We start from the raw sequence: 25,589 nt of genomic DNA, 5'->3' as shown, positions 1-25,589 counted from the left end.
CGAGCCGAGTCCAGCACCGCGAACGGCCGGCCGTTTCGTGAAGCGGCCCCCGGTCCGGTTCAGCGGCGGCCCCACACGGCCGTTTCGGGCTCGGCCTGCATGCCGATCTGGGCGAGGTTGCGCAGGTCCTGCAACGCGACCGAGAGCATCGCGACGTCGAGCTGCCCGGCGCGGTGCAGCTGCGCGACGGTCTCGCGGCACCGCCGGACCGGGGCGTCGTTGGCGCCGAGCCAGCTGCGCACCAGGTCCTGGGTGTCCTGCCCGGGCACGTAGCGGCTCAGCGCCGCGCTGGTCAGCCTGCGCCGCTGCGCGAACAAGTCGTCGCGCAACGAGATCTTGGCCAGCAGCGCCCAGTGCGACTCCGACGGCAGCTCCACGATCTGGTCCTGCAGCCAGTCCAGCCGCAGCGCGGCGTCCAGCGCCGAGTAGACCGACGCGACGTAGCCGACGTCCCGGCGGTCGTGGGCGATCTCGACCACGTCCAGCGACGCGGCCAGCGGGGCCAGCGCGGCGATCCGCCCGGCGAGAAGGAACGGCACGCCGGCGGTCGCCAGCTCCTCGCTCTGGCGCTGCACCGCCTCGGCCTGCGGCCCGGCCAGCGCGGCGGCCAGCACCGGCACGAGCTGGCGGATCTGCGGGCGGAAGTACTCGACCTCGGCAGCGATGTCCAGCGGCGGCCTGCGGTTGCGCAGGAACCACAGCGTGCCGTGCTGGGAGAATCGCTGGAGCTCGCGCAGCATCTCGGTGCGCACCTCGGTGGGGCAACGGGCGCCGAGCGCGTCCACTTCGGACCAGAGTGCGTTGAGACCGAAGATGTCGCGCACCGCGAGGTAGGCGCGAGCGGAGTCCGGTGTGGACACACCGGTGGTCTCCTCCAGGCGGTAGAAGAAACCGGTGCCGACGTGGTTGGCGAGGTCGTTGCTCAGGGCGGTGGTCAGGATCTCGCGCCGCAGCGGATGCCGCCGCATCAGCGGGCCGAAGCGGGGCCTGAGTCCGGCGGGCAGGTAGTTCACCAGCTCCTCGGCGAGGTGCTGCTCGTCGGGGACGTCCGATTCGGACAGCTGCGTGGTGATGGCGTTCTTGGCGTGGGCGAGGAGCACCGAGATCTCGGGCCGGGTGAGCCCGATGCCCGCCTGCCGGCGTTCGGCGATCCCGTCGTCATCCGGCAGGGACTCCAGCTCGCGGTCCAGGCGCCCGTGGCGCTCGAAGTTGTGGATCTCCTGCGCGTGCTGGTCGAGGTAGACCGCTGCGTCGGCCTGCACGACGCCGAGTACCCGGGTCTGCAGCCTGCTGTCCTCCAAGACAGCCCGCGCCACGTCGTCGCTGTTGTCCGCCAGGATCTCGTCGCGCTGCGCGCGGGTGATCTCGCCGTCGGCGACCGCGGTGTTGAGCAGGATCTTGAGGTTCACCTCGTGGTCGGAGGTGTTGACCCCGGCGGCGTTGTCGATGAAGTCGGTGTTGATCCGCCCGCCGCGCAGTGCGTACTCGATGCGTGCCCGCTGGGTCAGTCCGAGGTTGCCGCCCTCGACCACGGTCCGGCAACGCAGCTGCGCGGCGTCGACGCGCACGGAGTCGTTGGCCGGGTCGGAGGCGTCCAGGTGCGACTCCGCGGAAGCCTTGACGTAGGTGCCGATCCCGCCGTTCCAGATCACGTCGACCGGGGCGCGCAGCAGCGCCCGCACCAGCTCCGGCGGCTCCAGGGACTCGGAGTCGACGCCCAGCAGCCCGCGTACCTGCGGCGACAGCGGCACCGACTTCGCCTGCCGGGAGAAGATCCCGCCGCCTTCGGAGATCAGCTGGCGGGAGTAGTCCTGCCAGGTCGAACCGGGCAGCGCGGCCAGCCGCTCCCGCTCGGCGTAGGAGGTCTCCGGGTCCGGGTCGGGATCCAGGAACACGTGGCGGTGGTCGAAGGCGCCGACGAGCCGGATCCGCCGGGACAGCAGCATCCCGTTGCCGAACACGTCACCGGACATGTCGCCGATGCCCACCACCGTGAACTCGTCGCGCTGCGGGTCCAGGCCCATGTCCTCGAAGTGGCGTTCCAGCGACACCCACGCGCCGCGCGCGGTGATGCCCATGGCCTTGTGGTCGTAGCCGGTGGAGCCGCCCGAGGCGAACGCGTCGCCGAGCCAGAACCCGTACTCGGCGGCGATCGAGTTGGCCAGGTCCGACAGCCGCGCGGTGCCCTTGTCGGCCGCCACCACCAGGTACGGGTCCGGATCGTCCTGCCGCAGCACCCGCGGCGGGCCGGTCACCGACCCGTCGACGCGGTTGTCGGTGATGTCCAGCATTCCGCGGATGAAGGTGGCGTAGCAGTCGCGCACTTCCGCCTCGGCCTCGGCGCGACCGAGGCCCGCCAACGGTCGCCGGACGACGAAGGCGCCCTTGGCGCCACCGGGCACGATCAGCGCGTTCTTGACCGTCTGCGCCTTCATCAGCCCGAGCACCTCGGTGCGGAAGTCCTCCGGGCGGGTGGACCAGCGGATGCCGCCGCGCGCGATCCGCGCGGCACGCAGGTGCAGCGCCTCGACGCGCGGCGAGCACACGAACGTCTCGAACAGCGGACGGGGGCGCGGGACGAACGGGATGCCCGAGGGGGCGATCTTGAACGAGAGGTAGTCCTTGGGTGAGCCGTCGTCCGAGCGCTGGTAGTAGTTCGTGCGGACCACGGCCCGGAAGAACGCGAGGACGCTGCGCAGCGTCTTGTCCTCGTCGAGGCCGGTGACTTCGTTCAGGCTGGCTTCCAGCGCCGCGTCGAGCTCCCCGGCGGGCGGACCGTCGCGCGCGTCGGGGTCGAACCTGGCCCGGAACTGCTCCAGCAGCAGCCGCACGAAGTCTGGCCGGTCGGCCACCGTCTGCTCGACGTAGGGCTGGCTGAAGGCGAACCCGGCCTGCCGCAGGTAGCGGTAGGCGGCGCGGACCAGCGCGGCCTCCCGCCAGCCGACCCCGACGGTGAGGACCAGCTCGTTGAAGCCGTCCGGCTCGGCCCGGCCGTGCCACATCGCGGCGAAGGTCTCCTCGAACAGCGTCGCCAGCTCCGGGGTGAGCGCCCCGGCGGCGTGCACCAGGCCGAAGTCGTCGATCCGCGCCCCTTCCGCGCCTGCCGGGGCGATCTCGTAGGAGCGGTGGTCGGCCACCCGCAGCCCGAGACCGGCGAAGATCGGCAGCACGTCCTGCAGCAGCGGGGCGGGCGCGGGCCAGCGGATGCGGAAGCGCACCACGTTCCCGGGCCGCTGCCGGTCCCAGTACAGCGAGCCCAGCGGCGTGTCCGGCCCCTCCAGGCGCAGGATGTCGTCGACAGCCCATTCGACCGGCACCTCGTACTGGTACCCCGCCGGGAACGCCCCGCGGTAGCGGGCGAACAGCCGATGCCCGTCGGCGCCCTGCTCGGCGGCCAGCCGTTCGGCCAGCTCGCTGCGCCACCGCGCGAAATGCCTGGCCAGCTCGTCGGGGTGCTGCTCGTCGTCGCGCCGCGTGACCGTTCGCACGTCCGGGGCGGGGCCGTCCCCCGGGCCACCTCCGCGCATGGCCCACCTCCCGGCGACCGCTCGGGTGAGGAGCACCCATTCTCACCCGTCCGGGCGCCCCCGACCAATCTGCGGACGCCCCGCGACCGCGGCGGCGGTGTCCGGGGTGCTGTTTTCAGCGGGCCGTTCGATGGCTATACAGGCGAACCATGGATCTGCGTCGCCTGGCTCGGGAGGAACGCACGGACCTGCCGCCTTCCCGGCGACGCTCTCCCCGCGGGAGCGGGACGCGCCGATCCTGTGCGCCGGATGGCGGGTGCGCGACGTGGTGGCGCACGTGGTGAGCTACGACGAACTCGATGGCCGGGCACTCGCCCGGCGGTTCGCCGGCGGCGGGCTCCGGCCGTCCCGCATCAACGCCATCGGGGTGGCATCCCGGCGGAGCGGCTGCTGCCCGCTCTGCGCTGCGCCCTGTTCGCGCCTCCGGTCCGCGGCCTGTGGCCCGCTCGGGGAGTTCGGTTGGTGGCGACCGACCTGGACTGGTCGTGCGGCCGGGGACCGGCGGCCCGAGGCCCGGCCGAGGCACTGCTGATGACCATGGCCGGCCGCCGCGGCGTGGCCGGGGAACTTTCGGGCCAGGTCAGCCCAAGCTCGCCGCTCGCATCGACACATAGCGGGGGAGAATCCCCTGGCGAGGGTGACGACATGGTGACGTGCGGTGGCGGCCACGAACTGCGGCCAGCCCGGGGGTGTTGACCAACCGCGGCGTGACCGTCGATCGGTGTACCGAGCCTGCGATCAAGGTTCGCGTCGGGTTGTGTCCCCGCTGTCCGAACTCGCTGAAACGAAAAAGGGCAACCGATGCGTGTGCGTTCCTTGGCTGTCGCGGTGCTGACCGCCGTCGGGTTGGCCGTACTCGGAGCCACGCCGGCTTCTGCGCAGCTCGATGGTCTGACCGGAAGTCTTCCTGTCGTCGGTTCACTGCTCGGCGGCGGCGGTAGTGGAGGAGGGGCGTCGGTCTTCGAGCAGCAGGAGTCGACGTAGACGGCCGCACTGCTGTGTCGGAAGCCCTGTCCGGTACCGCCGGGTGGGGCTTCACCTCGTGCGCCCCTGCCACCACACCGCTACGCGCCGCTACCTGATCGGCGCGACCACGAGAACCCGCTGCTCAGATACCCGATCCAGTGATCAGGAGCGTTGCTTCCACCTTAAGCGGATGTAAAGGAGTGCCGTCCGTTCTTGTTGCGGCGTCGCCGCCACCTCAGTGTGAGTCCGTTCACGGAAGGAGGACGGGTATGTCAGGACAGGTGGCGACGGCTCCACCGGCGGCGCGGCCGGGCGGCGAGCGGCGGGTGGTGGCCAACGTCGTGCGCGGCTCGATCGGCAACTTGATCGAGTGGTACGACTGGTACGCCTACACCGCGTTCAGCGTGTACTTCGCCTCGGCGTTCTTCCCGAAGGGCGACCTGACCGCGCAGCTGCTCAACTCGGCAGGCGTGTTCGCGATCGGGTTCCTGATGCGACCCCTCGGCGGCTGGATGCTGGGACGCTACGCGGACCGCTTCGGGCGGCGTGCCGCGCTGACGCTGTCGGTGACGCTGATGGCCGCGGGCTCGCTGGTCATCGCGCTGACCCCGACCTATGCCTCGATCGGCATCCTCGCACCCGCGCTGCTGCTGGCGGCCCGCCTGGTGCAGGGCATCTCCGTGGGCGGTGAGTACTCGACGTCGGCCACCTACCTCTCCGAGGTCGCCTCGACGGGCCGGCGGGGCTTCTACTCCAGCTTCCAGTACGTGACGCTGGTGGCCGGTCAGCTCACCGCGCTCGGTGTGCAGATCGTCCTGCAGCAGGTGCTGAGCGGCGAGCAGATGAGCGAGTGGGGCTGGCGGATCCCGTTCGTGATCGGCGCGGTGGGCGCGCTGATCGTGATGTGGCTGCGCCGCGGCATGGACGAGACCGACAGCTACCAGAAGGAGTCGGCCTCCGGCTCGGACCAGCGCGGCACCGTGCGCGCGCTGCTGCGCCACCCCAGGGAGTGCCTGCTGGTCGTCGGCCTGACCCTAGGCGGCACCGTCGCCTTCTACACCTTCACCACGTACCTGCAGAAGTTCATGGTGAACACCTCCGGCATCGACAAGGGCACCGTCGCCTGGATCAACTTCCTGGCGCTGCTGGTGTTCCTGTGCGTCCAGCCGCTGGCCGGGGCGCTGTCGGACCGCATCGGCCGCCGCAAGCTGCTGCTGGGCTTCGGCGTCAGCGGCACCCTGCTGACGGTGCCGCTGCTGACGCTGCTCAGCTCCACGCAGAACCCGGTGGCCGCCTTCGCGCTGATGCTGGCCGGGCTGGTCATCGTCACCGGCTACACCTCCATCAACGCCATCGTGAAGGCCGAGCTGTTCCCGACCAACATCCGCGCGCTCGGCGTCGGCCTGCCCTACGCGCTGACGGTGGCGATCTTCGGCGGCACCGCCGAGTTCGTCGGGCTGTGGCTCAAGCAGGCGGGCAACGAGCCGGTGTTCTACTGGTACGTGGCAGGATGCGTCCTGGTCTCGCTGGTCGTGTACCTCTGCATGCGCGAGACCTCGCAGAGCTCGTCGCTGGAGGACGCCCCGGAGCCGAGCGGGCGGAGCTGAGCGGGAGGTGGCCGTGCGCGTGCTGCTCGTCGAGGACGACGACGGCGTCGCCGACGCCCTCGTCGACGTCCTCACCGCGCACGGCCACCGCCCGACCCGGGTCTCGCGGGGCGCCGACGCGCTGACCCGCCACCGCGAGCACGACCTGGTCCTGCTCGACCTGGGGCTGCCCGACGTCGACGGCCTGGAGGTGCTCCGCAAGCTGCGCAGGGTCGCCGAACTGCCGGTGATCGTGCTGACCGCCCGCGGCGAGGAGCGCAGCGTGGTCCGCGGGCTGCGCTCCGGAGCCGACGACTACCTGGTCAAGCCGGTCCGGATGGCCGAGCTGCTGGCCCGCATCGACGTGGTGACGCGGCGGCACAGCGCCGCCTCGCCGGCCGGCGAGGCGGTGGCGGCGGCCGACGTGCGGGTGGACCTGCGCACCCGCCGCGTCCGGGTCGGCGAGCGCGACGTCGAGCTGACGCCGAAGGAGTTCGACGTGCTGGCGGTGCTGGCCAACCACGCGGGCACCGCGGTGAGCAGGCAGAAGCTGATGGACGAGGTGTGGGGTGATGCCTACCTGGCCATCTCCCGGTCCCTCGACGTGCACATCGCGCAGTTGCGCGCCAAGCTCGACCGCCCGCAGGTGCTGACCACGATCCGCGGGTTCGGTTACCGGTTCGGGGAGTAGCGCCGTGCGCAGGCGCCTGCTGCTGGTGCTGCTGACCTTCTCGATCGTGGCGGTCGCCGCGTTCGCGCTGCCGCTGCTGGGCGTGACCGCCGCCCAGCGGACCCAGCAGCTCGCCCTGTCCCGCAGCGGCGCGCTGGACCGGTTCGCGGCGCTGGCCGACCAGGCCAGCGGCACCGGTGACGTCGCCCAGCTGGTCAGCGAGGCCACCCGCTACACCGAGCTCTACGGCGAGCCGCTGGTCGTGGTCGACGCCGATCGCGGTCCGATCGTGGAAACCGGAGGGCTGCGGGCCGCGGACGTGGCCGAGCCGATCGACCAGGCGTTGCGCAACGAGCCGTCCGGGCAGCTCGCGCCGCTGCGGCCGTGGTCGGGCGAGGACGTGCTGCGCCACCGCCCGGTCGGCAGCGGCACGCGGGTGACCGGCGCGGTGGTGATGCGGGTGTCGGTGCGTGCGGCCGCCGCCGACATCTCGCGCCAGTGGGCGCTGATCGCGCTGGGCGCGGTCAGCGCGCTGGCCGCCTGCGGGGTGCTGGCCCTGGTCGTGGCGCGGTGGATCCTGCGGCCGATCGGCGAGCTGGAGTCCGGGGTCCGCGCGGTCGCGGCCGGCTCCCGGCAGACCCGGGTGGCGGTGGGCGCCGGGCCCCCGGAGCTGAGGGCGCTCGCCGGACTGTTCAACGGCATGTCGGAGGCGGTGGCCGAGGCCGAGGAGCGGCAGCGCCGGATGGTCGCCGACGCGTCCCACCAGCTGCGCAACCCGATGGCCGCGCTGCGGTTGCGGGTGGACGCGCTGGAGCGGCGGATCCAGCCGGAGGCCATGGCCGGCTACTGGTCCACGGTGGAGGAGGTGGAGCGGCTGGAGGCGTTGCTGGACCGCTTGCTGGTGCTGTCGACGGCCGACGACAGCGCCGCCGACCGCGACGGTGGTGCCGACGACTCCACGTGCGATCCGCACGCGGTGGTCGCGGACCGGGTGGCCGCCTGGCGTTCCGCCGCCGACGCTGCCGGCGTCGTGCTGCGCACCGGCGACCCGCCCGCCTCCAGCGTCGACGCGCGGTGCGCGCGGGACGACCTGGCCCAGATCCTCGACGTCGTCCTGGACAACGCGGTCAAGTACGCGGGCGCCGGTGCCGAGGTGACCGTCTCCGAGACCGTCGACCGGCACTGGTACCGGCTCGCGGTGACCGACACCGGCCCCGGACTGGCACCCGACGAGCTGGCCATGGCCACCGGCCGGTTCTGGCGGGCCGACCGCGACCGCGGCAGCCGGGGGACCGGGCTAGGGCTGTCCATCGCCGACCGGCTCGCGACCGCCCGCGGGGGGTACCTGCACGTCTCCGGGGTCGAGCCGCACGGTTTGTCGGTGCGGGTGGAACTGCCGGTCGCGCGGGACGGAGGTGCCCGACCGTGAACGGCATCGACCGCCGTCGGCTGCTGCGGCTGGGAGCCGCCGGGCTGCTCGCGGGCGCGCTGCCCGCGTGCGCTCCGGCCGGGCCGGAGCTGCCCCTGCGCATCGCGGCGGGGGAGCGGGGCGGCTTCTACTCCGAGTTCGCCGAGCTGCTGGCCGACGAGATCGTCCTGGCCGACCCCCGGCTCAGGCCCACCGTCGTCGACACCGAGGGCAGCGTGGCCAACGTCGAACTGCTCCGCGACGGCCGGGCAGACCTCGCACTGCTGCTGGCCGACGTGGCCCAAGCCGCACCGCTGGGGGAGCTGGGGCCCGCGGTGCAGGTCAGGTCGCTGGGCCGGGTCTACGAGAACTACGTCCAGCTCGTGGTGCCGGTGGGCAGTCCGGTCCGGGAGCTGGCGGACCTGCGCGGGCGGACCGTGTCGCTGGGGGCGCCGAAGTCCGGGAGCACGTTCTTCGGCACCCGGCTGCTGGCCCGCTCCGGAGTCGCGGCCCGGACGCTGGCCCTGCCGCTGGAGGAGGCGGTGGCGGCGCTGGAGAACGGCAGGATCGACGCGTTGCTGTGGTCGGGTGGCGTGCCCACGCCCGCGCTGCGCGCGCTGGACGAACGGACCGGCATCCGGCTGGTCCCGCTGCCTGCGTCGGTGCCCGGGCTGTGCGGGTACGCGGTCTGCGAGCAGGTTTCGGTGCCGCCGCGCGCCTACCGGCTGGCGGGAGGGGTGCCGACCATCGGCATGGCCAACCTGCTGGTGTGCACGCCCGCCCTGCCCGAGGACGTCGCCGCGACGGTGGTGCGGGTGCTGGTCGGCCAGACGTCGCGATTGGTGCCGAGGCAGGCGGTCGGCACGCAGTTCCTCGACGTCCGGACGCTGACCGGCACCGGCACCGTGCCGTTGCACCCCGGGGCGCAGCGCGCCTACCAGGAGCTCCACGGCTGACCGAGCGGTGACTTTGTGCCCTCCCGGGTGCTTCGCGAGGCGATGACAATTGCGCGCAATGGTGAGGTACCGGGAGGTAGAGGTGCCGTTGAGGAATCCTGGGCGCGCGGAGCCGCGCCGGTGGGGCTGTTTCCCGAAGCCGGTCCGCAGGTGGATCGACGACCTGAGGCTGCCGCGACTACCGCGTCAGACGCCGGGCCTGCCCGCCTGACCCCCGGTCGCCGAGCCGGCCTCATGCGTCCGGCTCCAGCAAGAGGACCGCGTACTTGTCGTCCGGACGCGCGGGCTGCCTGGTCAGACCCGCGCGTTCGGCGACCCGGATCGCGGCCGCGTTCGACGGGCCGGTCTCCACCAGCACCGGCCATCCTGGCTGCGCGGAGGCGCCGGCCCGGATCGCCGCGCGCGCCGTTTCGGTCGCGATGCCCATGCCCCAGAACTCGGGCGACACGCGGTAGTAGAGGTTCCAGCAGCGCCGGTCGCGCCACTGCTTCGGCTGCACGCCGCCGAATCCGGCGACGCGCCGCCCGAGCAGGATCGTCCAGTAGCCGTGCTCGCCGCGGTCCCAGACCTCGACGAAGGCGTTGAGGAAGCGCGCGCAGTCCTGGCCTCCGGCGGCTCGCGCGGCGGTTCCTCGCGGGCGCGCAGCGACGCCTCCAGCGCGGTGAACGCCTCCAGGTCGCTGGCGAGCACGCGCCGCAACCGCAACCGCGACGTCGAGACCTCGGGAATCGCCATGGGACAACGCTAACCGCGGGAGCAACCGGAATCGCGCCGAAGCCGGTCCGATAGGTTGGTGCGCCCGTGCAGCAGTGCGCCGGCCGAGCGGTGCCGGGGTGAGGAAGTGCGATCGATGCGTGCCGTGGTGATCGACGAGTTCGGCAGGACCCCGGTCGTCCGCGAGGTGCCCGATCCGGAGCCGTCGCGGCTCGGCGCGGTGGTGCGCGTCGAGGCGACCGGGCTGTGCCGCAGCGACTGGCACGGCTGGATGGGCCACGACCCGGACATCGCGCTGCCGCACGTGCCCGGGCACGAGCTGTCCGGCGTCGTCGAGTCGGTGGGCGCCGAGGTCGCCAACTGGCGGCCCGGCGACCGGGTCACGGTGCCTTTCGTCTGCGCGTGCGGCCGGTGCGCCGAGTGCGCGCGGGGCGACCAGCAGGTGTGCGCGCACCAGACGCAGCCGGGCTTCACGCACTGGGGTTCCTTCGCCGAGTTCGTGTCGCTGGAGAACGCCGACGTCAACCTCGTGGCAGTGCCGGAGGCGATGTCGTTCGCGACCGCGGCCGGGCTCGGCTGCCGGTTCGCGACGGCCTTCCGCGCGGTGGTCGCCCAGGGCCGGGTGGCGGCGGGGCAGTGGGTCGCGGTGCACGGCTGCGGTGGGGTGGGGCTGTCCGCGGTGATGATCGCCGCCGCCTGCGGTGCCGCCGTGGTCGCGGTCGACATCTCACCGGACGCGCTCGCTCTGGCGCGCCGCTTCGGCGCGAAGGAGTGCCTGGACCCCTCGGCGCTGCCGGTGTCGGTGGCCGAGGCGGTGGCCGGGATCACCGGCGGTGGTGCGCACGTGTCGATCGACGCGCTCGGCAGCCCGCGGACCTGCGCCAACTCGATCGCGAGCCTGCGCAGCCGCGGCAGGCACGTGCAGGTCGGCCTGCTGCCGCAGGCGGCGGGCGACCCGAGCCTGCCGATGTCGCGGGTCATCGCGCTCGAACTGGAGGTGCTGGGCAGCCACGGCATGGCCGCGCACGAGTACCCGGCGATGATGGAGATGGTCGCCGCCGGTTCACTGCGCCCGGACCGGCTGGTGACCAACGCGATCGGCCTGGAGCAGGCACCGGAGGCGCTCGCCGCTATGGGCGCAGGAGCGGGCCCGGGTGTGACCGTCGTGGAACCGCACCGGCGCGCCTCCTAGAGCGTGTCTCCATTTCTGTGGGGAGGCGAGCGAGAGGGGGCGCTGAGCGCGAGGGTGAGCCCCACGGTAGCCAGCGCCCGACGCCACCTTCAGCGGCGAAGCACGGCCCCGGCGTCCTTCATTCGCGGTGCTGTCTCGCGAACTCCGCGCCCCAGGTGTCCACGGTGTGCACGACTTGTTCGAGAGTGCGACCCAACTCGGTGAGCGCGTACTCGACTCGTGGCGGCACCTCCGGGTACATCGTCTGGGTCCAGCCATCACTCCAACCACCATCGGCCCCACACCGCCTGCGGCGATCAGCCCCCGGTCTCACGCCTCCACGTCGGCGTCGACAACGTCATGACCAACGACCGCTGGCGGCCAGCACTGCCGCGAGGCCTTCTTGTAGATCCTTGACGAAGTACTCGGGAACCTCCAGCGACGGGAAGTGCCCCCCGGTCTCGGGCGACCTCCACCGGACGATCTGCCGGTACCGCTCCTGTGCCCAGGCACGCGGATACTTCTCGATGTCGCGGGGATACATGCTGATTGCTGACGGGACGTCGACCCGAAGTTCGGGGTCGAGCGAGTTGTGGCTTTCGTAGTAAATGCGGGCTGACGATGCGCCGGTCCGTGTCAGCCAATACAGGGTGATGTTGTCGAGAACCCTGTCTCTGGAGATCGTCTCGAACGGGCTGTCTTCGGTATCCGTCCACTCGGCGAACTTGTCGAGAATCCAGGCGAGAAGCCCGACCGGTGAGTCGACGAGCGAGTAGCCGATGGTCTGCGGCCGGGTCGCCTGCTGCTTCGCGTACGCCGCGCGGTGGCGCCAGAAATGGCGGGTTTCCTCGGTCCACTTGCGCTCGACGTCCGTCAGCCCGTCCGTTGTCAACCCGGGCGGTCCCTCCGCGAACGTCGTGTGGATGCCGAGCACGTGCTCCGGGAACCTGCCGCCGAGAACCGTGGTGATATTGCCACCCCAGTCGCCGCCGTGGGCTGCGAACTCGCTGTAGCCGAGCCTTCCCATCAGTTCCACCCAGGCGGCCGCGATCTTTTCGGTTCCCCACCCGGTGGTGGCCGGCTTGTCACTGTAACCAAAACCTGGCAGCGACGGGACGACGACGTGGAACGCCGGTGCGTCTGCGCTTTCCGGATCTGCCAGTTCGTCTATTGCATCGGTGAACTCGGCAATGCTGCCTGGCCAGCCGTGCGTCAAGATCAGAGGGGTGGCGTCTGCGCGGGTGGATCGACGGTGCAGGAAGTGGATTCCCAGATCGTCGATGGTCGTGCGGAACTGGCCGATCTGGTTGAGGCGCGTTTCGAACGACCGCCAGTCGTACCCGGTGCGCCAGTAGTCCACGACATCGACGAGGTCGGCGAGAGGAACGCCCTGATCCCATCGGCGCGGGTCGGGCGCGGCGCGATAGACCGTCTCAGCTTCCGGCAGCCGGGCTGCGGCCAGTCGCGCGCGCAGGTCGTCGAGGTCGGAGTCGGTTGCGTGGGCTTCGAATGCTTGCACGTCGCTGGATTGACGGTTCATGAGATGCCCCCGCCGGGGTGAGCTGACGTGGTGACAACGCCACGATCGATGGCGGCCGCAGCGTCGGTGACGCACCGGTGTGTCGACATGAGACCTCCTGGTCATCGATGGAACCGGCTTGGGAGCTGTCGGAACCAGCTAAGACGGTTCTAGCAGATCTCGACGCTGGCGTGCAACCAGCTAAGATGGTTCCATGCGTGCTCAGTTCCCTGGCTTCCGTCTCGGTAAGGTGCTGGCGACCAGCTTCACGGCGACCCTGACGGAGCGTCGTGGCGACGCTGTGGAACGCATTCCCACGCCGAACCGACTCGTCGACTGGCTGGCGGTGAGTGGCCTCGCCGTGGAGTCCTGCACCACCGCCCAGCTCGAACGCGCTTGGGAGCTGCGGGAATCAATTCACGCCGCCGCGACGGCGGCCGCGCGCCGAGACCCTCTCCCCGTGTCCGCTGTCCAGGTCATCAATGACTGCAGCACTCGAGGTCGGGCCGCGGCTATCTTGACGCCCGAGGGCAATCGGCAGTGGCGACTCGGCTCGGCTTCCTCCGTGGAGGATGCCCTAGGCGTTATCGCCGCCGACGCGATCAGCATCATCACAGGCGAACGAGACGGAAAACTGGCCTTGTGCGCATCGCCAACCTGCCAAGCGGCCTTCTTCGACACCAGCCAGAGTCGCACCCGCAAATGGTGTGACATGAACACGTGCGGGAATCGCCAGAAGAAGGCGCGCTTCAATGCCCACAAGCTCGAAAACCCCGGATCGGCAAAGTAGTCGTTGCTCTCGGTGCATCCAGGTGGGTCCCACGTCTGCGGCACCCCTGTCGCTTTGGGGGCGCTCCAACGGCTCTACTGAGAGCCGTCCGTGGCTTTCGATCAACGTGCTCAGTCAGTACAGCTAGCTGCGCCCACCCTCCTTTTCGGACTCCGCTGCGAGGCCCCGGGTGATTCCGCGTTGGTGCGGCGCGCCGATCGGGTGGCCGAGTGCGCGTCTGAGCGCCGTCCGGAGGGCGTGCCTGCTCGGTTCGTGCACAACGGCTGCGATGTGGGCGTCCGGCCGCACGAGCCACACCTCGCCCGGACGTGCCTCCAGCGCCGAGGCGAGTGCGCCCGCACCGTCGATCTCGGCCAGGGACGTCACGCGCAGCGGTACGTCGATGTCGGCGACCGCGTCGCGCACCTGTGCCGTGTCCACCTCCGCGGTGGCCAGGAACAGGAACCCGTCCCGGGCCAGCTCGCGGACGTGGGTGCGGTCAGGGCCGGGTATCGCAACGTCCGGCACGAGGACCCCTGGCCCCGGACGTGGTCGCTGCCCGCGCGGCGGTCGTCCGGCGAACGCCCGGCTCGGGGCGGGAGTGGTCAGCGGCGACGCCGCGTACCAGAACGGTTCGCTGAGCCTGCCGGAGTCGACCTCGGCGCGCGCCGCCGGGTCCGACACCGCGCTGTCGAGCACCCGTCGCCGCCGCTCCCGCTGCGCTTCGCCGTGCGGAACGAGGAACTCCATCGTGGTCGTGGTGACGGCCAGGTTCTCGCGGGCGGCGAGGTGCCGCTCGGCGTGGTAGCTCTCCAGCAGGCCCTCGCCCGCCCAGCCCCGCAACGCGAACGCGATCTTCCACGCCGCGTTCTCGGCGTCGGCGACCCCGGAGTTCAGCCCGCGCGCACCGAACGGCGCCACCAGGTGCGCGCAGTCGCCGGCGAGCAGCACCCGGCCCGCCCGCATCCGGTCGGCCAGCCGCGAGTGGAACCGGTAGACCGTCTTCCAGACGATCTCGTAGTCGCGGTCGCCGATGACCGCGCGGATCCTGGCGTCCAGCGCTCCCGACCCGGACTCGGCCGCCAGGTCGTAGTCGCGCGGCACCTGCCAGTCGATGCGGTAGGTGGAGCCGGGGCACGGGTGGATCAGCACCTGGCGTCCCGGGTTGCAGGAGGGGTCGAAGTGGAAGCGCCGCTCGTGGGCCCACCCGGGCAGGTCGGCCCGGATGTCGCAGATCAGGAACCGGTCGTCGAAGGAGTGCCCGGCGAAGGTCACGCCCAGCATCCGGCGCACCTCGTCGCCGTGTCCTCCCGCGCACGCGACCGCGTAGTCGGCCGCGAACGTCCGGGCACCGCAGCGCAGCAGTACGCCGGAGGTGTCCTGCTCCAACTCGGTGACCTCGTGGTCCCACCGGACTTCGATGAGCGGTTCGGCTGCGATCCGCTCGTCGAGGATCTGCTCGGTGCGGACCTGCGAGAGGTTGACGAACGGCGGGAAGCGGGCGTGGCCGCGGTCGCCGAGGGTGTGGCTGAACAGCTCCGCGTCCCGGTAGAAGGTGCGCGCGGTCGTCCAGGTCAGGCCCTCGGCGGCGATGCGCCGCCCCGCGCCCACGCTCTCCCACACGTCGAGCACGTCGCCCTGCTGGCAGATCGAGCGCGAACCCGCGCGGTCGCGCTCCGGCCGCCGGTCCAGCACCACGACCGGCACGCCCCACCTGGCCAGCAGCAGCGCCGCCGTCTGGCCGACCGGTCCGTTGCCGATCACCGCGACGCGTCCGTGCCGTGCGCTCATCGGTGTCCCCGCTCAGCCCTGCAGCAGGTCCCAGACTCCGCGGTCGCGCTCGGCGGTCCAGATCACCGGGCGCTCCACACCGGACAGTTCGTCCCACAGGCGTGCCACGTCGAAGGGGAGGCAGTGTTCGAAGATCGGCCAGCGCCCGTAGGTGCCGACCAGCGCGGCGTGGGTGGCCTCGAACGCCTCCTTGAGCGTGCCGCCCCGCTGCTGGACCGCGCCGACCTCCTGGATCATCACTTCCAGGAAGTGGCGGGTCTGGTCGATCGCCGCGTGCACCGCGTCGGTTCCCCGGCTGACCGCGCCCCGTCCGCCGACCAGCGCCTCGGCGCTCAGCGCGCGGACGGCGTCCAGAGTGGAGGTCGCCCACTCGCGGTGGAAGGCGTCGCCGGTGTAGAGGGCGGCCTCGGCCTCGACCAGGTCGCCTGCGAACAGGATGCGCTGCTGCGGCAGCCAGGCGACGATGTCGCCCTCGGTGTGCCCCCGGCCGCAGTAGCGCAACTCGAGGTCGCCCCGGTCGCCGCCCAGGTCGATGGTGAGCCGGTCGGAGAAGGTCAGCGTCGGCCAGGTCAGCCCTGGCACCGACGCCGCGTCCTTGGCCAGCCTCGGCATCCTGGCGAACTCCGATTCCCAGTCCTGCTTGCCGCGTTCGGCGATCAGGGCTCGGGTGTTGTCGTGGGCGATGACGACCTCGGCGTCGAACGCGCTCGCGCCCAGCACCCGCACCGCGTGGTAGTGCGACAGCACCAGGTACTTGACCGGCTTGTCGGTGTGCTCGCGCAGCCTGGCCAGCCACTCCCGGGCGGCGGTGGGCGTGGCCAGGGCCTCGAAACAGACCAGGAAGTCCTCGCCCTCGACGGCACCGACGTTCGGATCGCCCTCGGCGGTCAGCGCGTACACGCCGTCGGCCAGCACCTCCAGCGTCTGCTCCTTGTCGGCCAGGTCTCCCGACGACGCGAACGGCTTCGCCGACATCGGCCCCTCCTCGGTCAAAGCTTTGATCAACTGGGGTGAAGCTAGCGCGGCGCGCACACCCAGTGGAAGCCACCGAACGGCTGCTCGCAGCATGTGCACCGCGGCGGGCGACGCGCCCGCGCGGCCCAAGAGCCGCCCTCTAGCCTGGGCTCATGCCAGCAGAACCCGCCGCCGACTCCCTGGACTACCTCTCGTTCGTCGACTACGCGGTCGAGCGGACCTCCCGCGAACTGCCGGAGGTCGACCCGGTCGCGATGCGGCTCGTGCTGACCCTGCACCGCGCGACCAGTGCGCTGGTGTACGACCTCGAGTCGTCGGTGCACCGGCCGCGCGGCCTGAGCTGGCCGGGGTTCCGCGTGCTCTTCGTGCTCTGGCTGGCCGGGCCGCTGGAGGGCAAGCGGGTCGCCGAGCTCTCGGGGATGAGCCGGGCGGCGGTGTCGGCGCTGGTCAAGACCCTGGAGCGGGACGGGACGATCTCCAGGCGGCAGGGGGAGCGCGACCGCCGCGTGGTCTCGTTCGAACTCACCGACGCGGGCCGGGAGGCCATCCTCGGCGCGTACACCGCGCACAACGAGCGCGAGCAGGCGTGGGCGTCCACGCTGACCCGGCCAGAGCGCACGATCCTGATCGGCCTGCTGGAGAAGCTCGCCACCGGCTCGGTCAGCGCCGAGGCCAAGCGCCGCAGCTGAGGACCAGCGCGGTTCGAAGCAGAGCGGTGCAGAGGCCTGTGAAGCCGGTAGGCGCGTGCGTTCCCGGGCTTGCAGGCGGCCCCCGAGCGGCTACGACCCCCGCCGGGCCGCCGGACAGGTCAGCCGGTGGCGGATTCGGGAGCTCACGTCGCGCAGGAGGTCCACCCAGTCGGCCGGGTCGCGGTCGAACCGCTCCGCCGACCACCCGACGCTGAGGCTGCCGTACGGCTCGTCGCGCAGGAAGACCGGCACGGCGAGCGTGGCAACCCCGGGGTCGTACTCGCCGACCGTGTAGGCCCAGCCGAGTTGGCCCACCTCGTCGAGCGCTGCGGATCGATGGCGCACCTGCAGACCATGGGCGCTCTCCCGCCCACGGGGAAGAACGACTGAAACCGGAGCGACGACGCCGACTCGGGGCCTCAGTCCGATGTGGACCGAAGTTCGCACGAGTCGGCCTCGTCGCTGAACTCGTCGACGTCGTCGGCGAAACTCCGCCGGCCCGATGGTCGAGTGCGGATCGCGACCGCTGACCAAGCCGGTACGACCTCGCATCCGCCTGCGGTGTGGGGGAAACTGGTCGCAGTCGGTGAGGAGGTTCGGTGTGGTCGAGAAGCTGGAGCGGATGCCGGAGGACTGGTCGAGGGCGCTGGCGGTCGTGGCGCACCCCGACGACCTGGAGTACGGCGCGGCGAGCGCGGTCGCGGAGTGGACGGACGCCGGCCGCGACATCGCCTACCTGCTCGTCACCCGCGGCGAAGCGGGCATCGACGGCCTGGAGCAGGGGGAGAGCGCGCGGGTCCGGGAGGCGGAGCAGCGGGCGAGCGCGGGCGTCGTCGGCGTGTCGGTGGTGGAGTTCCTGGGCCACCGCGACGGAGTGATCGAGGACGGCGTCGGGCTCCGGCGCGACCTGACCGCGGCGATCCGCCGGCACCGGCCCGAAATGCTGATCACGCTCAACCACCACGACACCTGGGGCGGCAAGGCGTGGAACACTCCGGACCACCGGGCGGTGGGGCGTGCCGCTCTCGACGCGGCCGGTGACGCGGGCAACCGGTGGATCTTCCCCGAGCAACTGCGCGAGGGCGGTCTCGAACCCTGGGGCGGGGTGCGCTGGGTCGCGGTCGCCGGTTCGCCCCAACCGACGCACATCGCCGAGGTCGGCACGCGTTCGCAGGAACGCGGGATCGCCTCGCTCTCCGAGCACCGCACGTACCTGGCGGCGCTCGACGGCGCCGAACCCGCCGAGCAGGCGCGATCGTTCCTCACCGGGATCATGGACTCGGTGGAGCGCGACCACGGCGTGCGCGGTGTCGCCTTCGAGGTCTATTCGCGCTGAGCGTTCTTCCGCGCAGAGCGTCGGAAACTCCAGGCGAGGCAGTATGCGAAACCCGGCGATGTGCCGTCGCTGGGAGGCTGCGTCAGTTGCAGCGGCCCTGGCGCCAGTAGCCCATGAAGGCGACCGAGCCGCGGGGGACGCCGTAGTCGCCGACCATCATCCGCCGCAGGCGCTTGATCACCGCGGCCTCGCCCGCCAGCCACCCGTAGAGCTCGCCGCCGGTGGCGTCCACGCTCTCGCGCTGCTCGGGAACCTCCCACAGCAGCGTCGTGTCCACGTCGACGTCGTCCAGCTCTGAGGAGGCCGCTCGGCGGGCGGGTTCGCACAGCTCGGCCAGCGCGTCGGCCAGGGCGGTCTCCAGCAGGGAGCCGTGCGGCGTGGGCCGGTTGGCGCGCTGCCGGACGGACCAGCGGATCTCCACGCCCTCCGGCGCCCGCCACCACTGGACGTCCCCGGCGGTCGGCACCTCCACGCAGACGATCCCCCGCGCGTCCGGGGGCAGCGACTCCACGATGGAGGCCACCGCGGGCAGCGCCGTCTCGTCGCCCGCCAGCACCACCTGCCTCGCCGTCTCCGGCGGGAGCCACTCGCATCCCCACATCCTGCCGTTGCCCGGCCGGTCGGGGCCGCACAGGACGGCGATGTCACCGGGCGCGGCGGCGGCCGCCCACCGCGAGGCCGGACCGCCGTGGCCCTCGTCGACGCCGTGCAGCACGAAGTCGACGTCGATCTCGGCGACCTCCGGGCGGTACGCGCGGACGGTGTAGGTGCGCATCGTGGGGCGCACGTCGTCGGGCATCGCCTGCCACCGCGGGTACCAGTCCTCGCCGTGCGGGATGTCGGCGATCGTGCGGCCCGGCTGCGGCAGCAGCAGCTTGATGCGCTGGTCGGCGCCGCCCGCGCCGAACTCGCGCAGGCTGTCGCCGGTGAAGGTCAGGCGCACGAAGCTCGGGCCGAGTCTTTCGGCGCGCGCCACCCGGACCACGTACATCCGGTACCCAGGCTGCCCGTCGTGCCGCCGCCTGGCCGTGCGCGCCTTCGTCATGGGTGTGACCTCCGTCAACGTCGGTACGTCTGATCGCGTGCTAGCTTAGCCTAACCTTAATGCTTCAGGAGGTTCACGTGCGTCGCAAGATCGGGGCCATCGCCGGGCTCATCGCCGTCACCGGTGCTCTGGCCGGCTGTGCTCCACCGGAGCCGGCGGCAGACTCGGCAGGCGGCCGGTGGTCCTACACCGACGACCGCGGCGTCACCGTCAACGCCGACCAGCGCCCGCAGCGCTTCATCGCCCAGGTGTCGGCGGCGGGAGCGCTCAAGGACTTCGGGGTCGACGTGGTGGGCACGTTCGGTCCGCTGGTCAAGGACGACGGCACCACCGAGAACGAGGCGGGCAGCGTCAACCCGGCCGAGGTCACCGACGTCACCGGCCCGGCCTACGGCGAGCTGAACATGGAACGGGTCGCCTCGCTGCACCCCGACCTGCTGGTCAGCGGCAAGTACGCGGAGTTCCCGGGCCTGTGGCACCTCACCCAGGACCAGGAGGAGACGGCCAAGTCCATCGTGCAGACCGTCGGCGTCCAGCAGTCCGGTGTTGCCCTGCCCGAGAGCATCCGCAAGTACGAGGAGCTGGCGCGGGCGCTCGGCGGCGACGTCGACTCGCCGCGGGTGCGCGCCGACGAGGAGGCGTTCAACGCCGCCGCGCAGCGGCTGCGCGGCCTCGGTGAGCGGCTGCGGTCGCAGAACCGCTCGATCCTGGCCGTCGGCGGCACCCCGCAGGAGTACTTCGTGGTCGTCCCGGCGCGGAATCCCGACCTGGGCTACTACGTCAGGGAGCTCGGGCTGCCGATCACCACTCCGGCCCACCCGGACACCGCGGGCGGGGGGTACTTCGAGCGCCTGTCGTGGGAGAACGCCAACGCCTACAGCGGCGACATCCTGCTGTGGGACACCCGCCGGGCGTCGATGAACCCCGAGCAGATGAAGCAGAACCCGCTGTTCGCCGCCCAGCCGGCGGCGGCCGCGAACCGCTTCGTCGAGTGGGACGCCGTGGCGCCGATGAGCTACGCCTCCTACGCGCGGATCATGAACAAGCTGGCCGACCAGATCGAGCGGACGATGGCGGGCATGCGCTGACCCGCACCACCGCGCGGACCCCGGCTGCCGAGCGCGGCCGGGGTCCGTTGCCGTTCGCCTCGCGGTCAGCCGCTCATCGCGGCGGCTCCGACCGGGTGCGGGTTTCCCAGATAGGGGAACCGGTCGAGCAGGTCGTTGTGCGGACCGATGTGGTCGGTGGTGATCCGGCCGCCGGAGACCATGTTCAGCCGCGCCGAGGTCACGTCGTCGGTGAGCTTGCGGCCGTTGGGATAGGCGGCGGGCCTGCTGCGGTCGTAGCGCAGGATGTCGGGCAGGATCTGACGGAGCACGCGGTGGGCGTCCTCGACGCCGTACCCGCCGGTGTGCTGGAGCACGGCGGTCCACGCGTCGCGGTAGTTCTCCCAGTCGTCGGCGGGCTCCCGCGCGTTGTAGGTGTCCTTGGCGTCCTCGGAGTTGAAGTAGGCCGTCAGCGAGGGGTGCGCACCGCGGTCCATGGACACCAGCTTCCCGTCGCGGTGGACGCTGACCCTGGCCCAGACGCCGATCAGCGGGTTCGATCCGAGTTCGGCGTTGGGCATCTCGAGCACGATGCCGAAGACGTTCTGGTCGGCCATCGAGTCGCGGCCGGTCCACCGGAAGTCGTGCACGATCCCGTCGAGGTCGGCGAAGAAGGGGTCGCTGCGGATACCGGCGCTGAAGGTCAGCTCGCCCGCGGTGGCGACCTCGGGGTCCGAGTCGAAGCTCACCGGGGCGTCGGCGATGAGCCGCTCCGCGCCGGGTTCGTGGGACTGGGCACGCCGTCCCAGCGACCGGTGGACGGAGACCGTCTGCCCGCCGTCGCCCGGTGGTGAGAACACGAAGCTGAAGGCCACGTCGGCCAGGGAGTCGCCGTCGGTGTCGACGTTGATCCGGTAGACGGCGTCGGGGTGGAAGTGCTCGGCCCGGGTGGGGGCGAACGGGTTGACGTTCATGATCAGGACCGTGCGCTCGCGCGACGGCGCGGTGAAGGCGAAGACGTCGGTGAGGTCCAGCCGCGCGTCGTCGCCGGGAGACCGCAGGTCGGGCCCGCTGAGGTGGTGGGACATGACCCCTCCAGGTGGGAAGTGCTGCCGGTGCGGCGAATGTCCCACCGCGAGGGGAAGGTCACCAGGGGAAGTGGTTCCCGCGCGGGAGGAATCGCGAGCACTCGACCCGGCGCCGTGGACGGCTTCCCCGCCGTGGAAGGGAAAGCGATTTCCCGCGCGTGCGCTGTCGACGGCCGGACCACATGCCGCCGGGACGTCAGCTGCGCATCCAGGTCCCGAGCACCATCAGCGTCTTGGTCCCGGTGACCTTGCCCGAGCGGCGCAGCCGCTCGATGGCCTGCTGGAGGTGGTTGACGTCGCGGACGCGAAGCCAGATGAGCGCGTCCGGGTCACCCGCGATGGTGAAGACCGCCTGCACCTCCGGCAGCGCCGAGGCCGTCTGCACGATCTCGCCCGCCCCTGTGGTGCCGAGGTAGCGCAGCTCGGTGAACGCCTCGACGGCCCACCCGAGCTTGGAGTGGTCGATCTGCACGGTGAACCCGGTGATCACCCCGACGTCGCGCAGCCGGTCCACCCGCCGCTTCACCGCGGCCACCGACAGCCCGACCTCGGCCGCCATCTCGGAGAACGTGCGCCGGCCGTCCTCGCGCAGCAGCCGCAGGATCGAATGGTCGACCGCGTCCACCAGCTCTTCCGCCATGCCTGCTCCAGCTCGTTTCGCCCTGCCGTCAGAGGCGTCACCCGCCACGCAAAGAAACCCTCGGAGGCGGACCCTCGAGTACAAGATTTTGCGTGATCGACACCGGATCTGGCCAGCGGCTTGCGCCGTCCCCGGCATCGCCGCTGTGCTGTGGCGCAACTCACCACGCATCGATGGAGACCGCCATGCACACCGACCCCGCCGCCGTGTCGCTCGACGACAAGTACACGGCAGACAGTGGCCGGGTACTGATCTCCGGCATCCAGGCGCTGGTCCGGTTGACCCTGGAGCAGCGCAGGCTCGACGAGTCGCGCGGACTGGACACGCGCGCGTTCGTGTCCGGCTACCAGGGCTCGCCGCTGGGCGGGCTCGACATGGAGATGGGCCGGGCCAAGCGCTTCCTGGATCCTGAGGGGGTGGTGTTCCAGGCCGGCCTCAACGAGGAGCTGGCCGCCACGGCGGTCGCGGGCACGCAGCTGCTGCGCCAGGTGCCGGGGCGCAGGCACGACGGGGTCACCGGCTTCTGGTACGGCAAGAACCCCGGGCTGGACCGGGCCGCCGACGCCATCCGGCACGGCAACATCGCGGGCACCGCACCGCTGGGCGGCGCGGTCGCCTGGATCGGCGACGACCCGGGCAACAAGTCCTCCACCATCCCCAGCGCCAGCGAGCAGATGTGCCAGAGCCTGGCGATGCCGCTGCTGGCGCCCTCCTCGGTCCCGGAGATCATCGAGTTCGGCCTGCACGCGGTCGCGCTGTCCAGGGCCGTCAACCTGTGGGCGGGGCTGAAGATCGTCGCCGACATCGCCGACGCCTCGGCCACCGTCGACCTCGGCGCGCTCGGCCACGGCGTCCCGGTGCCCGGGACCGCCGACCGCGCCCCGGCCCAGCTGCTGGGCCGGCCCGCGCTGGACGCCGAGTTCGACGTGCTCACCCGGCGGCTGGACCTCGCCCGCGCCTACGGCACGACCCACGGCCTGAACAAGGTCACCTTCAGCGCCCGCCGCGCCACCACCGGCGTGGTCGCCTCCGGACTGGCCCACGCCGTCGTGCTCCGCGCGCTGGAGGACATGGGCATCGACGAGGGCGCGATGGAGGCGCTCGGCCTGCGGCTGGTCCGCGTCGGCATGCCCCACCCGCTGGACCAGGCGCACCTGGCCTCGATGCTGGAGGGCCTCGACGAGGTCGTGGTGGTCGAGGACAAGACGCCTTTCCTGGAAGCCCAGGTCAAGGAGGCGATGTACCGGCGTCCCGACGCGCCGCTGGTCGTCGGGCGCCGCGACGACAGCGGCCGTCCGCTGCTCACCGTCCGGGGCACCCTGTCGGCCACCGACGTCGCGCGGGCCCTCGGCAGGCGCATCGGGCAGGACCGCCTGCCGGAGAGCGCGGCGGCCTACCTGCGCACCGCCGACCCGCGGCGGTCGCGGATCGAGCTGCCCACGATCGCCGCGCGCACCCCGTACTTCTGCTCCGGCTGCCCGCACAACACCTCCACGCGGGCCGACGACGACACGCTCGTGGGCGCGGGCATCGGCTGCCACGTGATGGTGCTGCTCGACGGCGAGGGCCGGGGCCACCAGGTCGGCGTGACCCAGATGGGCGGCGAGGGCGCGCAGTGGAACGGGCTCGCCCCGTTCACCGACGACCGGCACTTCGTGCAGAACCTCGGTGACGGCACCTTCCACCACTCCGGTTCGCTGGCCATCCGGGCGTCGGTCGCGGCGGGGGTCAACGTGACCTACAAGCTGCTCTACAACGACGCCGTCGCGATGACCGGCGGGCAGCGCGCCGAGGGCAAGCTCGACATCCCGACGCTGACCCGCTGGCTGGCCACCGAGGGCGTCCGCCGGGTGGTGGTGACCACCGCCGAGCCCGGAACCTACCGCGGCGTCGCCCTCGACCCGATCGCGACCGTGCGCCACCGCGACGACTTCGCCGACGTGCAACGCGAACTGGCCGCGGTGGAGGGCGTCACGGTACTGGTCCACGACGACCGCTGCGCGGCGGAGGAACGACGCCTGCGCAAGCGCGGAGCGCTGCCGACACCCGCCGAGCGCGTGGTGATCAACGAGCGGGTGTGCGAGGGCTGCGGCGACTGCGGGGACAAGTCGACCTGCCTCTCGGTGCAGCCGGTGGAGACCGAGTTCGGCCGCAAGACGCGCATCCACCAGGCGTCGTGCAACTCCGACTTCACCTGCCTGAAGGGCGACTGCCCGTCGTTCCTGCTCGTGGAGCCCGGCACCCGGGCCCGGCGGGCGGTGCCCGCGCTGCCGGTGGAGCTGACCGCGCCGGCCGAGCGCCCGCGGAGCGACGGCGTGCTGATGCGGATGCCCGGCATCGGCGGCACCGGCGTGGTCACGGTGTCGCAGATCCTGCAGATGGCCGCGCACATGGACGGCCTGCACGCGGCCGGGCTGGAGCAGACCGGTGTGGCGCAGAAGGGCGGCCCGGTCGTCAGCGACGTCCGGATCTCCAAGCAGCCGGTGGCGGGGGCGCTGCGCGCGTCGAAGTCGACCGTCGACGTCCTGATCGGCTTCGACCTGCTGGGCGCGGCCGCAGAGCAGAACCTGGAGACCGCCGCGGCCGACAGGACCATCGCGCTGGTCAACACCGCCGTGGTGCCGACGGCCGCGATGGTCACCAACCGCGTTCCGGTGCCGGGATCGCCGCAGGACGCCCTCGACCGCATCGCGGCGGCCACCGCCGAGCAGGTCCTGCTGGACGCGCAGGGCATGGCCGACGCGCTCTTCGGTGACCACATGCCGGTGAACATGCTGATGATCGGCGCGGCGTTCCAGCGCGGGTGCCTGCCGATGAGCGCCGAGGCGATCGAGCGGGCGATCCGGCTCAACGGCGCGGCAGTGGACACCAACCTCGCGGCGTTCCGCTGGGGCCGCGCGGCGGTGGTGGACCGCGACGCCGTCGAGCGGGCGCTCGCGCCGCAGGAGCGCGCTGTCGTCGAGGTCGACGCGACCGCTCGCCGGATCGCGGGCGACGCGGCGGGAGAGCTCGGCCGGGTGCTCGCTACGCGGGTCGCCGACCTCGTCGGCTACCAGGACGAGGCCTACGCCCAGCGCTACGCGCGGGAGGTCCGCCGGGTGGCCGGGATCGCCCGCGAACGGGCGGGCGAGGAGGGCGGTGAGCGCGTCGCGGTCGCCTACGCCAAGGGCCTGCACAAGCTGATGGCCTACAAGGACGAGTACGAGGTGGCGCGACTGCACCTCGACACCGTGGAGAAGGCCCGGCTCGGCGACGAGTTCGGAGCCGGCGCCTCGGTCTCGGTGCTGCTGCACCCGCCCGTGCTGCGCGCTCTGGGCATGAAGCGCAAGATCCGGCTGCGCCGCACCGCCGAGGTCGCGTTCCGGGCGCTGCGTTCGGCTCGCCGCCTGCGCGGCACGCGCCTGGACGTGTTCGGCTACGCGAAGGTCCGCCGGGTCGAGCGCGAGCTGGTCGGCGAGTACCGCCGGCTCGTCGAGCGGGCGCTGGACCGCCTCGGGTCCGGCACCGCCGAGCAGGTCGCGGCCATCGCCGAGCTGACCGAGCTGGTCCGGGGCTACGAGGACATCAAGCTCGCCGGTGTCGAGCGGTTCCGGGAGCGGGCCGCCGAGCAGCTCTCGGCGCTCGCGGCGCGAGCCGACGTCGACGACCTCGCGGTGAAGAGCTGAGCCGACGTCTCCGGCAGCCACGGCCCTC

The 25,589-nt window shown here is 72.0% G+C and carries 22 protein-coding genes; 12 read left to right on the top strand and 10 right to left on the bottom strand.

The genetic code is table 11. The features are described from left to right. Positions 1–59: 59 nt before the first annotated feature. Positions 60–3,527 (bottom strand): NAD-glutamate dehydrogenase domain-containing protein, encoded by a 3,468-nt coding sequence (locus SACE_RS19855; protein ID WP_011874238.1) that lies wholly within the window; start codon positions 3,525–3,527, stop codon positions 60–62. Between SACE_RS19855 and SACE_RS39945 the strand changes: the two genes are divergently transcribed. The 6 genes from SACE_RS39945 (at position 3,526) to SACE_RS19835 (ending at position 9,113) form a co-directional block, all read left to right on the top strand. Then, entirely contained in the window at positions 3,526–4,059 is a 534-nt protein-coding gene (locus tag SACE_RS39945) for a maleylpyruvate isomerase N-terminal domain-containing protein (protein WP_081468317.1), read from the top strand. The two genes, SACE_RS19855 and SACE_RS39945, sit on opposite strands and share 2 nt — an antisense overlap. A gap of 269 nt (positions 4,060–4,328) precedes the next feature. Further along, positions 4,329–4,511, top strand: coding sequence for a hypothetical protein (locus SACE_RS37740; RefSeq protein WP_011874237.1), 183 nt, complete (start codon positions 4,329–4,331; stop codon positions 4,509–4,511). A 251-nt stretch (positions 4,512–4,762) separates the two neighbouring features. After that, positions 4,763–6,100, top strand: a complete 1,338-nt coding sequence (locus tag SACE_RS19850; RefSeq protein WP_011874236.1) for an MFS transporter — start codon at positions 4,763–4,765, stop codon at positions 6,098–6,100. 7 nt (positions 6,101–6,107) lie between these two features. Beyond that, entirely contained in the window at positions 6,108–6,770 is a 663-nt protein-coding gene (locus SACE_RS19845) for a response regulator transcription factor (RefSeq protein WP_009947068.1), read from the top strand. Between the two features lie 4 nt (positions 6,771–6,774). Beyond that, positions 6,775–8,178, top strand: a complete 1,404-nt coding sequence (locus SACE_RS19840; protein ID WP_009947069.1) for a sensor histidine kinase — start codon at positions 6,775–6,777, stop codon at positions 8,176–8,178. Further along, positions 8,175–9,113, top strand: coding sequence for a TAXI family TRAP transporter solute-binding subunit (locus SACE_RS19835; RefSeq protein WP_009947070.1), 939 nt, complete (start codon positions 8,175–8,177; stop codon positions 9,111–9,113). The genes SACE_RS19840 and SACE_RS19835 overlap by 4 nt, the downstream gene beginning before the upstream one ends. Before the next feature lie 232 nt (positions 9,114–9,345). Here SACE_RS19835 and SACE_RS36615 read toward each other — a convergent pair whose 3' ends face one another. Next, complete coding sequence (locus SACE_RS36615) at positions 9,346–9,855, bottom strand: GNAT family N-acetyltransferase (protein WP_011874234.1); 510 nt, start codon at positions 9,853–9,855, stop codon at positions 9,346–9,348. Between the two features lie 108 nt (positions 9,856–9,963). On the opposite strand from SACE_RS36615, the gene SACE_RS19825 reads away from it, so the two are divergent. After that, entirely contained in the window at positions 9,964–11,019 is a 1,056-nt protein-coding gene (locus tag SACE_RS19825; RefSeq protein ID WP_009947074.1) for a zinc-dependent alcohol dehydrogenase family protein, read from the top strand. 118 nt (positions 11,020–11,137) lie between these two features. On the opposite strand, the gene SACE_RS35880 is transcribed toward SACE_RS19825, so the two are convergent. Both SACE_RS35880 and SACE_RS19815 read right to left on the bottom strand, forming a co-directional pair. Next, positions 11,138–11,260, bottom strand: a complete 123-nt coding sequence (locus SACE_RS35880) for a winged helix-turn-helix transcriptional regulator (protein ID WP_009947075.1) — start codon at positions 11,258–11,260, stop codon at positions 11,138–11,140. A 96-nt stretch (positions 11,261–11,356) separates the two neighbouring features. After that, complete coding sequence (locus tag SACE_RS19815) at positions 11,357–12,538, bottom strand: epoxide hydrolase family protein (RefSeq protein WP_011874233.1); 1,182 nt, start codon at positions 12,536–12,538, stop codon at positions 11,357–11,359. 193 nt (positions 12,539–12,731) lie between these two features. On the opposite strand from SACE_RS19815, the gene SACE_RS36610 reads away from it, so the two are divergent. Next, positions 12,732–13,307: a CGNR zinc finger domain-containing protein gene (locus SACE_RS36610; RefSeq protein WP_009947077.1), complete on the top strand. Its 576-nt coding sequence runs from the start codon at positions 12,732–12,734 to the stop codon at positions 13,305–13,307. A gap of 123 nt (positions 13,308–13,430) precedes the next feature. Here the strand turns inward: SACE_RS36610 and SACE_RS19810 are convergent, their stop codons facing one another. Then, positions 13,431–15,077 (bottom strand): FAD-dependent monooxygenase, encoded by a 1,647-nt coding sequence (locus SACE_RS19810; RefSeq protein WP_009947079.1) that lies wholly within the window; start codon positions 15,075–15,077, stop codon positions 13,431–13,433. Between the two features lie 12 nt (positions 15,078–15,089). Then, positions 15,090–16,052: an MBL fold metallo-hydrolase gene (locus SACE_RS19805; RefSeq protein ID WP_011874231.1), complete on the bottom strand. Its 963-nt coding sequence runs from the start codon at positions 16,050–16,052 to the stop codon at positions 15,090–15,092. A gap of 152 nt (positions 16,053–16,204) precedes the next feature. Here SACE_RS19805 and SACE_RS19800 point away from each other — a divergent pair, with 152 nt between their 5' ends. Continuing rightward, complete coding sequence (locus SACE_RS19800) at positions 16,205–16,741, top strand: MarR family winged helix-turn-helix transcriptional regulator (RefSeq protein WP_009951334.1); 537 nt, start codon at positions 16,205–16,207, stop codon at positions 16,739–16,741. A 90-nt stretch (positions 16,742–16,831) separates the two neighbouring features. Here SACE_RS19800 and SACE_RS37200 read toward each other — a convergent pair whose 3' ends face one another. Continuing rightward, a complete protein-coding gene (locus SACE_RS37200; protein ID WP_011874230.1) occupies positions 16,832–17,086 on the bottom strand; it encodes an IclR family transcriptional regulator domain-containing protein in 255 nt (84 codons plus the stop codon). Positions 17,087–17,342: 256 nt separating this feature from the next. On the opposite strand from SACE_RS37200, the gene SACE_RS19790 reads away from it, so the two are divergent. Next, positions 17,343–18,077 carry a PIG-L deacetylase family protein gene (locus SACE_RS19790; protein WP_009951337.1) on the top strand — a complete coding sequence of 245 codons (735 nt, stop codon included), beginning with the start codon at positions 17,343–17,345 and terminating at the stop codon, positions 18,075–18,077. Positions 18,078–18,159: 82 nt separating this feature from the next. On the opposite strand, the gene SACE_RS19785 is transcribed toward SACE_RS19790, so the two are convergent. After that, positions 18,160–19,122, bottom strand: coding sequence for a siderophore-interacting protein (locus SACE_RS19785; protein ID WP_009951338.1), 963 nt, complete (start codon positions 19,120–19,122; stop codon positions 18,160–18,162). 77 nt (positions 19,123–19,199) lie between these two features. Between SACE_RS19785 and SACE_RS19780 the strand changes: the two genes are divergently transcribed. After that, the gene (locus SACE_RS19780) at positions 19,200–20,210 is read left to right on the top strand and encodes an ABC transporter substrate-binding protein (protein ID WP_009951340.1); all 1,011 of its coding nucleotides are present in this window, start codon (positions 19,200–19,202) and stop codon (positions 20,208–20,210) included. A gap of 65 nt (positions 20,211–20,275) precedes the next feature. Here SACE_RS19780 and SACE_RS19775 read toward each other — a convergent pair whose 3' ends face one another. Together SACE_RS19775 and SACE_RS19770 are read right to left on the bottom strand one after the other, a co-directional pair. Further along, positions 20,276–21,256: a DUF4331 family protein gene (locus SACE_RS19775; protein ID WP_009951341.1), complete on the bottom strand. Its 981-nt coding sequence runs from the start codon at positions 21,254–21,256 to the stop codon at positions 20,276–20,278. 196 nt (positions 21,257–21,452) lie between these two features. After that, positions 21,453–21,896, bottom strand: coding sequence for an Lrp/AsnC family transcriptional regulator (locus SACE_RS19770; protein ID WP_009951342.1), 444 nt, complete (start codon positions 21,894–21,896; stop codon positions 21,453–21,455). A gap of 173 nt (positions 21,897–22,069) precedes the next feature. Between SACE_RS19770 and SACE_RS19765 the strand changes: the two genes are divergently transcribed. Further along, complete coding sequence (locus tag SACE_RS19765) at positions 22,070–25,561, top strand: indolepyruvate ferredoxin oxidoreductase family protein (protein ID WP_009951344.1); 3,492 nt, start codon at positions 22,070–22,072, stop codon at positions 25,559–25,561. The last annotated feature ends 28 nt before the right edge of the window (positions 25,562–25,589 follow it).

It is taken from the genome of Saccharopolyspora erythraea NRRL 2338, from assembly GCF_000062885.1.
GTDB classification, from domain to species: domain Bacteria; phylum Actinomycetota; class Actinomycetes; order Mycobacteriales; family Pseudonocardiaceae; genus Saccharopolyspora_D; species Saccharopolyspora_D erythraea.
Note: the sequence above shows the minus strand (reverse complement) of the source record. Positions and strands in the feature narration are given on the sequence as shown.

What these genes read in the sequence shown, in the direction of transcription:
- SACE_RS39945 (WP_081468317.1), top strand. Translation starts at nt 3,526, where the DNA reads ATGGCCCACCTCCCGGCGACCGCTCGGGTGAGGAGCACCCATTCTCAC.
- SACE_RS19855 (WP_011874238.1), bottom strand. Translation starts at nt 3,527, where the DNA reads ATGCGCGGAGGTGGCCCGGGGGACGGCCCCGCCCCGGACGTGCGAACG.
- SACE_RS37740 (WP_011874237.1), top strand. Translation starts at nt 4,329, where the DNA reads ATGCGTGTGCGTTCCTTGGCTGTCGCGGTGCTGACCGCCGTCGGGTTG.
- SACE_RS19850 (WP_011874236.1), top strand. Translation starts at nt 4,763, where the DNA reads ATGTCAGGACAGGTGGCGACGGCTCCACCGGCGGCGCGGCCGGGCGGC.
- SACE_RS19825 (WP_009947074.1), top strand. Translation starts at nt 9,964, where the DNA reads ATGCGTGCCGTGGTGATCGACGAGTTCGGCAGGACCCCGGTCGTCCGC.
- SACE_RS35880 (WP_009947075.1), bottom strand. Translation starts at nt 11,260, where the DNA reads ATGTACCCGGAGGTGCCGCCACGAGTCGAGTACGCGCTCACCGAGTTG.
- SACE_RS19815 (WP_011874233.1), bottom strand. Translation starts at nt 12,538, where the DNA reads ATGAACCGTCAATCCAGCGACGTGCAAGCATTCGAAGCCCACGCAACC.
- SACE_RS36610 (WP_009947077.1), top strand. Translation starts at nt 12,732, where the DNA reads ATGCGTGCTCAGTTCCCTGGCTTCCGTCTCGGTAAGGTGCTGGCGACC.
- SACE_RS19810 (WP_009947079.1), bottom strand. Translation starts at nt 15,077, where the DNA reads ATGAGCGCACGGCACGGACGCGTCGCGGTGATCGGCAACGGACCGGTC.
- SACE_RS19805 (WP_011874231.1), bottom strand. Translation starts at nt 16,052, where the DNA reads ATGTCGGCGAAGCCGTTCGCGTCGTCGGGAGACCTGGCCGACAAGGAG.
- SACE_RS19800 (WP_009951334.1), top strand. Translation starts at nt 16,205, where the DNA reads ATGCCAGCAGAACCCGCCGCCGACTCCCTGGACTACCTCTCGTTCGTC.
- SACE_RS19785 (WP_009951338.1), bottom strand. Translation starts at nt 19,122, where the DNA reads ATGACGAAGGCGCGCACGGCCAGGCGGCGGCACGACGGGCAGCCTGGG.
- SACE_RS19775 (WP_009951341.1), bottom strand. Translation starts at nt 21,256, where the DNA reads ATGTCCCACCACCTCAGCGGGCCCGACCTGCGGTCTCCCGGCGACGAC.
- SACE_RS19770 (WP_009951342.1), bottom strand. Translation starts at nt 21,896, where the DNA reads ATGGCGGAAGAGCTGGTGGACGCGGTCGACCATTCGATCCTGCGGCTG.
- SACE_RS19765 (WP_009951344.1), top strand. Translation starts at nt 22,070, where the DNA reads ATGGAGACCGCCATGCACACCGACCCCGCCGCCGTGTCGCTCGACGAC.